The following is a 6,675-nucleotide window of genomic DNA, read 5'->3' on the forward strand; positions in this document are numbered from 1 at the left end:
CCCAGCCTCGACCCCCACCTCAGCCGAACCGAGGAGGGTCCCGTGACCGACCAGCCTCGTTGTCCCGTGCCGCACCCGGCCGCCGCGGGCCTGCCTCGGCGTTCGTTCCTGCGCCGGGCCGCGATGGGTGCCGGCCTGACCGTCGCCGCCGGAGCTGGGCTCGGGGCGTCCGCCGCCGTCACCGACAGCACGTCGCCCGTGCCCTTCCACGGCGCCAACCAGGCCGCGATCCTGCGGCAGCCGCCGACCCAGACGATCGTCGCCTCGTTCGATGTCGTCGCGGAGTCGAAGGCCGAGCTGACCGACCTGTTCCGCGCCATCACCGACCGGACCCGGTTCCTCACCACCGGCGGCGCGCCGGCCGCCCTCGGCATCACCGGACCGCCCGCCGACTCCGGGGTGCTGGGCCCGGTCGTGCCGGGCGGCGACCTGGGCGTGATCCTCGGCGTCGGATCGTCGCTGTTCGACGACCGCTACGGCCTGGCGAAGCTCAAACCCGCCAAGCTGAAGCCGATGAGAACGTTCCCGAACGACGCCCTCGACCCGACGCAGTGCCACGGCGACCTGAGCCTGACGCTTTCCGCGAACGCCAACGACACAGTGCTGCACGCCCTGCGCGACATCACCCGCGCCACCCGCGGCGGCATGCAGCTGCGCTGGCGGCTGAACGGCTTCAGTTCGCCGCCGCGGCCCTCCGGAACGCCGCGGAACCTGATGGGCTTCAAGGACGGCACCGCGAACCCGGAAGGGTCGGATCTGGACAGTCTCCTGTGGACGACCGGGGCCGGCGAACCCGCGTGGGCTGCGGGCGGCAGCTACCAGGTCGTCCGCCTGATCCGGATGCTGGTGGAGTTCTGGGACCGGGTTTCGCTGGCCGAGCAGGAGAACATGTTCGGCCGCCGCCGCGACACCGGCGCGCCGCTCGACGGCGCCGACGAGAAGGACGTCCCCCGCTACGCCGACGACCCGATCGGCACGGTGATCCCGCTGACCAGCCACATCCGCAAGGCCAACCCGCGCACCCCCGAGACCGACAACAGCCGGATCCTGCGGCGCGCCGTGAACTACGACCGCGGCGTCGACAGCAACGGCAACCTCGACATGGGCCTGATGTTCGTCTGCTACCAGCAGGACCTGGAGCGCCAGTTCGAGGCGGTCCAGACCCGGCTGGCCGACGAGCCGCTGACCGACTACATCTCCCCGTTCGGCGGCGGCTACTTCTTCGCGCTGCCGGGCGTAACGAGCCCGGACGACCACTACGGCCGCGCACTACTGACCTGACACCGTTCCCCACCACTACGAAACACCAGGAGGAATCCGAAGTGGACACCCGACCCCGCCGGCGGCGACGCGGCCTGCTCGGCGCCGGGGCACTCGCCTCGGTCGCCGTGCTGGCCGTCGCCACCGGTTCCGCGGCGACCACCGCGGAAGCCCAGCCGCTGCACCCGTACCCGGCGCAGTGGATCCCCACCTCGACGCCGATCAAGCACGTCGTGGTCATCTTCGGCGAGAACATCGCCTTCGACCACTACTTCGGCACCTACCCGAACGCGGCGAACACGGACGGCACGCCGTTCCAGGCCGCGCGCAACACCCCGAAGGTCAACGGCCTGGACCACAAGCTGCTGACCGACAACCCGAACGCGTACAACCCGAAACGGCTCACGCACGAGCAGGCGCTGACCTGCGACCAGAACCACAACTACGGTGCGGAGCAGGCCGCCTTCAACGGTGGCAAGATGGACAAGTTCGTCGAGAAGACCGCGACGGACAAGTGCACCGGCCAGCCGGTGCTGTTCGGCGAGCCCGGCCTGGTGATGGACTACTTCGACGGCAACACCGTCACCGGCATGTGGAACTACGCGCAGCACTACTCGTTGAACGACAACTCGTTCGACACGAACTTCGGCCCGTCGACCCCGGGCGCGATCAACCTCGTCTCGGGCAACACGCACGGCGTCCAGGCCGTGAACCCGGTGACACACGAGCCGGTCAGCGACGCCTACGCGGTCCAGTCGCCGGACGCGAACGGCGTCGGCACGATGATCAACGACCCGGACCCGGCCTGGGACGACTGCTCGGACAAGAACCACACGAGCACGGACAACCTGGCCACCATGCACGGCCGCAACGTCGGCGACCTGCTCAACCAACGCCACGTGACTTGGGGCTGGTTCCAGGGCGGCTTCCGTCCGACCGGTTCGGCCAACGGCTACGCGGTCTGTGGCGCCACGCACGCCAACATCGGCGGCGCAGCGGCGGCGGACTACAGCCCGCACCACGAGCCGTTCCAGTACTATCCGTCGACGGCGAACCCGAAGCACCTGCCGCCGTCGTCGGTCCAGGCGATCGGCCAGACGGACCGCGCGAACCACCAGTACGACATCGCGGACTTCAACGACTCCCTGCAGGCCGGCTCGATGCCCGCCGTCAGCTTCCTCAAGGCCCCGGAGTACCAGGACGGCCACGCAGGCTACTCGGACCCGCTGGACGAGCAGCAGTTCGTGGTCAGCGAAGTCAACAAGATCCAGCAGTCCCTCGACTGGCGCTCGACGGCGATCGTCCTGGCGTACGACGACTCGGACGGCTGGTACGACCACGTCTCGTCCCCGGTGATCAACGGTTCCCACGACGCTTCGCAGGACCAGTCGGTCTGCACGGCGAAGAAGACGACGCTGGGCGGATACGCGGACCGCTGCGGCTACGGCCCGCGGCTCCCGCTGATGGTGATTTCCCCGTACAGCAAGGTGAACCACGTCGACCACACGCTGACGGATCAGACCTCGGTGCTGAAGTTCATCGAGGACAACTGGTTCGCGGGGCGCATCGGCGACAGTTCGTACGATTCACGGGCGAACTCGATGTCCACCATGTTCAACTTCTGGTGGCCCCAGGCGTCGAAGCTGACGCTCGACCCGAAGACCGGAGCCGTGGCGCATCGGTAGCTTTTCTTGAAGCTTGATGGGCCCGCGGCCGGTTGGCCGCGGGCCCATCTTTTCTGCCCGGCTCAGAACTGCCACTCCCAGCCCTTGACGTTGCTCATGCCTACGCCGTTGAGTTGCAGCTTTCCCGGCGCGTCCGGAGTCGCGAAGGCGATCTGGCCGGTGTAGGTACTGTTCAGCGCATAGACATTCGGCAGCCGTTTCACCTCGGGATGGCAAGGATCCCATTCCCCCTGGTTCTTCACGCCCGTCGTCGCCCCCTCGGTCGAAAACGCAACCTCGTTCAGCAGTCCGGGTAGCGACGCGATCGATCCGTAGCCGTCTTCCTCGTGGGTCTTGACGGTGACGTCGAGGACCACGGAATGGCTGCCCGGCTTGCGTTGGCCGTACTGGGCACACTTGCTGTTGACACTGATCTTCGTGATCCAGAACTCGACCGGAATTTCGGCGCCCGATCCGAGGCCGGCGCGTTCCCCGATCTTCTTCGAGAGGTAGCCGGTGCCGTTCGGCGCCACGGTCGGCGAAGCTGCGACTGAGGTCGAAGCCGACGGGGCAACACCGACCGGCGCCGCGGCGGCGTTCACTGTCGGGCCCGACGTAACCGGCGGGCTGGTGGTGGCGCGGGTGACGGCGACCGTGACAACCACGATCGCGACGACCGCACCGGTTGCCAGCAGGATCTGCGGCCAGTGCTTGCGAGGATGCGGCGCCACAGGGCTTTCGGGTGCGATATCGGAACTGGTCATGACGCGGCCTCTCGGTGACAGTCGGTGCGCTGAGAGGTCGTTACGGCCACTCTGCGTGTTACGTCCGACTTGCCCCGTTCACTATCACGTGATCACCCATGGCAGAACCGATGTCGAGTCCGTTCCACGGAGGACTGAGCATTAAGTAAGCGCCGCCCCATGGGCGGTCCAGCCCGCAGTCGGTCGACTGCGGGCCGCCGGTCTGTTCAGGCCGCCGTAGGCAGCGGCCTGTCGACGTTGTTGCGCTCGGGTTTTCGGCGCCGGTCGACGGACGCCGCTGGGGCGGACTCCACTAGGCCGTCCGGGGTGATGTGGACCTGCCAACCCGACCTGTGCAGCAGACGGTGGTGGTAGCCGCACAACTGGACCGGACTTTCCCGGCTCGCCGGGCCGGCCTCGGACTGCTGTCGGATGTGGTGGCCCTGGCACTGGCGGGGTGGTCGATGACAACCCCCGAACGCGCAGCCTCGGCCACGCAAGTGCAGGGCTCGGCGGAGTCCCGCCGTCATCAAGCGCCGGAGGCGGCCCGGGTCCTGTGACTCGCTCTCACCTTCCAGTACCGCGGAGATGGTGCTGCCATCGCACGCGTGGATCAGGGCATCTGCTGCCGGGATTTCGCCTGCATCGTCCAGACAGGTCGAGCCAGTGCCGGTTTTCCGGTCCGCGATGGATACCGTCACCCGTGTGGGGGCTCGTCGGACGGGCTGGAGTGGGAGTTCGCGAGAGTTCAATGCCAGGTCGATCACGTCCGAGAACGCGTCGCCGAAACGTTCTCTTGGAGTGCGAGGGTCGTCGGATCGGCGTTCCGCCAGGGAATCCAGCAGGGCATGGGCTCGAATTCCGGTCTCGTCGTCGAACCGGCCGCGTAGCTCCCAGACTCCGGTTCTCTTGCGCCGCAAGGACAACTGACGATCGGGCGTCGGCGGAGACGTGTCGACCGGGATGAAGCGGCCCAGCAGATGCGTACCCAACACGGCCACCTGTCTTCGGCCCGTGGTCCGTGCCAATGTCACCATTTCGCGTTCGGCATCCGCTCGATGTTCGCCTGGGATCTGGCGCACCGTCTCGAGGATCGTGTCGATCGCGGGGTTGCTCAGCCAGCCTTCCCGGGCCGCCGCGGCGGTCGCAGGCGCCAGCGCGGGATCCGCGTTCAATGCCCGGGCCCGCCGCATCAACTTTCCCGCCGTACCAGCGGAAATGTCCGCCCGCTCCGCCAGAAGGCGTGCCACCGAACGGTATCCGAACAGCTCGTCTACACCGCGGTGCTCGATCTCGACCAGCACCGCACCCAGTTCCGCTTCCGCACAACGGATCCGGGTCACCAACTCATCGACGCGGTCGGCTAATGCCACCGCGTCGGCTTGCCACATCCGGTCGTCGTCCACACCACGAACACCAGCTCAGGATCGAACACCCGTTCATCACACGATCAGGCGAAAGACGGAGAGTTACGGACGCACTGGGTCCAGATCCCAGGCTAGTGTCACCACAGTTCCGTCCTCGCCGGACTCGATGTCCGCCCGGTCGGCGCTCGCCCGCAGCAACATCAACCCCCGGCCCCGCAACGAAACCGGGCGGGGATCGGGGACCGGCGTGCGCCACTGGCCGTGGTCCGTGATGACCACCTCGACGCGGCCGGCATGGATCGCGGCGTCGAGGTCGACCAGGCCGGAGCCCGAGCCGTGGTACGCGTGGTCGGCCACGTTGGCCAGCGCCTCGTAGCTCGCCAGCGCGATGTCCTGGGCCCGGGACGGCTCGACGCCCGCGGCCAGGACCCACGCCGTGAGGTCGTGCCGCAGGCGCCGCAGGGCCTCAGGTGCGGCGGCCACGCCGTGACAGCGGAACGGGGCCGCCGACCCGGCGGATTCGTGCATCGGGTTCGCCTTTCTGCTCGGCCCGGGGCTCGCGGTGCCCGTCACTTCCGGAGGGCTTCGTCGACCGTCGGGTGGACGCCGATCCACGTGTCGAGCCCGGTGGTCGTCAGCGGTCCCGACGTCACCGGCGAATCACTGACCACCCGCAGCGCGTGCTCCGCCAGTTTGCGGTGCGCGGCCGCGAGCACCTGCAGGCCCGCCGAACAGAAGAACGTCACCGCTCGCAGGTCGACCACCAGCACTTCGGGGCCTTCGGCGAGCACGGTGTCGACGACTTCCTCGAAGTCCGGTGCGCTGAGCAGGTCGATTTCGCCCGCCACGCGGAGCACGGCGGCCTGGCCGCGCCAGTCGAGCGTGGCCGCGAGCTCGGTGGCGGGGAGATCCCGGGGTGAAGGGCTCACGGCCACTCATCGTGCCCCAATCCACGCCCCGGCGCCAACGCCCGCGTCAGCGGTGCGGCAACTGCACCACGGTGACCCAGAAGTCGTCGATCTGCCGGACCACCTCGACGAACTTCTCGAAGTCGACCGGCTTGGTGACGTAGGCGTTGGCGTGCAGGTCGTAGCTGCGCAGGATGTCCTCCTCCGCCTCCGACGTCGTCAGCACGACCACCGGGATGGTCCGCAGCGCCGGGTCCTGCTTGATCTCGCCGAGGACCTCACGCCCGTCCTTGCGGGGCAGGTTGAGGTCGAGCAGGATCAGCCCCGGCCGCGGCGCGTCGGCGAACGGGCCCTCGCGGTGCAGGAAGCGAAGCGCTTCGACGCCGTCGCTCGCGACGTGCAGGGCGTTGCGGATCTTATGGTGCTCGAACGCTTCCCGGGTCATCAGCACGTCGCCAGGGTCGTCCTCGACGAGCAGGATGTCGATCGGGGGCAGGGCCTCGGTCACTAGTGCATCCTCTTCTCTGCGAGTCCTTGGATGGGGCTTGTGGTAGGAATCAGGCGGAAGCCGGGGTGACGGCCTGGTGCGGTAGCCCTTCGTGGGCCTGCATGACACTGCCGCCCCCGGCTTCCCCGGAACCGTGAAGCGATGACAAAGGGACGCGCCCCAGAGCGCCGGTTAGTGACCACTGCGCCCTCGGTCCCCTCGCCAGCGCCTGACCCCTGCCCGTAA

Annotated in this window: 7 protein-coding genes; 2 read left to right on the plus strand and 5 right to left on the minus strand. The window is 68.3% G+C overall.

Going from position 1 to position 6,675, the window contains the following annotated elements; translation table 11 throughout:
• Positions 1-123: 123 nt before the first annotated feature.
• Positions 124-1,281 (plus strand): Dyp-type peroxidase, encoded by a 1,158-nt coding sequence (locus tag ACLJQZ_RS47240; RefSeq protein ID WP_410628151.1) that lies wholly within the window; start codon positions 124-126, stop codon positions 1,279-1,281.
• 41 nt (positions 1,282-1,322) lie between these two features.
• On the plus strand, positions 1,323-2,945 hold the full coding sequence (locus ACLJQZ_RS47245) for a phospholipase C (protein ID WP_410628144.1): 1,623 nt from the start codon (positions 1,323-1,325) through the stop codon (positions 2,943-2,945).
• A gap of 62 nt (positions 2,946-3,007) precedes the next feature.
• Here the strand turns inward: ACLJQZ_RS47245 and ACLJQZ_RS47250 are convergent, their stop codons facing one another.
• The 5 genes from ACLJQZ_RS47250 to ACLJQZ_RS47270 form a co-directional block, all read right to left on the minus strand.
• Positions 3,008-3,688 carry a hypothetical protein gene (locus ACLJQZ_RS47250; protein ID WP_410628145.1) on the minus strand — a complete coding sequence of 227 codons (681 nt, stop codon included), beginning with the start codon at positions 3,686-3,688 and terminating at the stop codon, positions 3,008-3,010.
• A gap of 206 nt (positions 3,689-3,894) precedes the next feature.
• On the minus strand, positions 3,895-5,073 hold the full coding sequence (locus ACLJQZ_RS47255) for a DUF222 domain-containing protein (protein ID WP_410628146.1): 1,179 nt from the start codon (positions 5,071-5,073) through the stop codon (positions 3,895-3,897).
• A 63-nt stretch (positions 5,074-5,136) separates the two neighbouring features.
• A complete protein-coding gene (locus ACLJQZ_RS47260) occupies positions 5,137-5,562 on the minus strand; it encodes an ATP-binding protein (protein ID WP_410628147.1) in 426 nt (141 codons plus the stop codon).
• Between the two features lie 41 nt (positions 5,563-5,603).
• Complete coding sequence (locus ACLJQZ_RS47265; protein ID WP_247056786.1) at positions 5,604-5,963, minus strand: STAS domain-containing protein; 360 nt, start codon at positions 5,961-5,963, stop codon at positions 5,604-5,606.
• A gap of 46 nt (positions 5,964-6,009) precedes the next feature.
• On the minus strand, positions 6,010-6,450 hold the full coding sequence (locus ACLJQZ_RS47270) for a response regulator (protein WP_410628148.1): 441 nt from the start codon (positions 6,448-6,450) through the stop codon (positions 6,010-6,012).
• Between the last annotated feature and the right edge of the window lie 225 nt (positions 6,451-6,675).

This window comes from Amycolatopsis sp. cmx-8-4, assembly GCF_046548675.1.
Classification (GTDB): domain Bacteria; phylum Actinomycetota; class Actinomycetes; order Mycobacteriales; family Pseudonocardiaceae; genus Amycolatopsis.